Source organism: Micrococcus sp. HSID17227, assembly GCF_003989405.1.
Taxonomy (GTDB): Bacteria; Actinomycetota; Actinomycetes; order Actinomycetales; family Micrococcaceae; genus Micrococcus; species Micrococcus luteus.
The window spans coordinates 1-1,276 of sequence record NZ_RBLN01000411.1; the positions used below are offsets into that span (position 1 = coordinate 1).

The 1,276-nt window shown below is 75.8% G+C and carries 1 protein-coding gene and 2 pseudogenes; 2 read left to right on the top strand and 1 reads right to left on the bottom strand.

Annotated elements, in window-relative coordinates:
• Positions 1 to 182, bottom strand: a pseudogene (locus D8M29_RS12295) (ATP-binding cassette domain-containing protein); the annotation flags it as partial.
• Between the two features lie 43 nt (positions 183 to 225).
• Here D8M29_RS12295 and D8M29_RS12300 point away from each other — a divergent pair.
• Together D8M29_RS12300 and D8M29_RS12305 are read left to right on the top strand one after the other, a co-directional pair.
• Positions 226 to 744: a glycosyltransferase gene (locus tag D8M29_RS12300; protein WP_238693419.1), complete on the top strand. Its 519-nt coding sequence runs from the start codon at positions 226 to 228 to the stop codon at positions 742 to 744.
• A pseudogene (locus D8M29_RS12305) lies at positions 744 to 1,276 on the top strand (glycosyl transferase); the annotation flags it as partial. The gene D8M29_RS12300 and the pseudogene D8M29_RS12305, both read left to right, overlap by 1 nt.

Sequence of the window (1,276 nt, forward strand, 5' to 3'; positions counted from 1 at the left end):
AGCTCGGCGTCCTGGAACACGAACCCCACGGACGTGGCCCGCAGCCGCGCCCGGCGCCGGTCCGGGAGGGCGGAGGCGTCGACGTCGCCCAGGCGCACCACGCCCGCCGAGGGCGTGAGCATAAGCCTCAGCACGTACAGCAGCGTGGACTTGCCGCGCCCGGACGGGCCGGTGAGCGCGGAGAAGGGCCTGCACGTGGCGATCGACGCCGCCCGGATCGCGGGCATGGAGCTGCACTTCGCCGGGCCGATCTCGGACGAGGAATACCACGCCCGCGAGGTCGTGCCGCGGCTCGGCCCGGACACCGTCTACCACGGCCACCTCGACCATCACGCGCTGCCGCACATGCTGGCCACGGGCGAGGTCTTCCTGGCCACCCCCCTGTGGGCCGAGCCGTTCGGGCTCGCCGTGGTCGAGGCCATGGCGCTCGGCGTGCCGGTGGCCGCGCTGCTCAGCGGCGCGATGGGGGAGATCGTCGCCCCGCAGGCCGGCGCACTGGCCGTGCACCACACGGCGCAGGAGCTCGCGGTCTCGATCCGTCACGCCCGCCGCAAGGACCGGGGACGCGTGCGCGCGTGGGCCTGCCGGTTCAGCGCGGAGACCATGGTGGAGGGCTACGTGGACCTGCTCGAGCAGGCCGCCGAGGACGCCCGTGACCTCGCCGCCGCCGAGGACGCGTATGGGTTCGACCCGCAGGGGGTCCCGCGCCCGTCCGCCGATGCGGCGGACCTGGAGTCCCTCTGATGGCTCCGGCCCGCAGGCGGGTCCTCTACTACGCCCACCAGCACGGGGCGGGGCACCTGCGGCACGCCGCCGGCCTGGCGTCGACCGGGGCGTTCGACGTGACGGTCGTGACCGCCCATCCCCGGGCGGCCGAACTGCTGCCCGCGGACGTCCCCGTCATCCCGCTGCCCTCGGACCTCGTGCCCGGCCACCAGCAGCCGGCCCGCTCACCCCTGCACTGGTCCCCGGTGGGGCCCGAGATCCGGGCGCGCTTCGACGCCCTCCACGCGGCGGCGCAACGGGTGGACCCGGACGTGTGCGTGGTGGACGTGTCCGTGGAGGCCGCCCTGTTCCTGCGCCTGGCGGGCTGGCCCGTGCTGCACCGCCGCATGCACGGCGAGCGCACCGACCCCGCGCACGCCCTCGTCTATGCCGAGGCCGACGGCCTCTTCGCCCACTACGCCGCCGAGCTCGAGGTCCCCGCCTGGCGCGCCGTCCACGCGGACCGGGTCACCTACCTCGGGGTCGCGGACGTCACCGGCCGGCTCGGCAC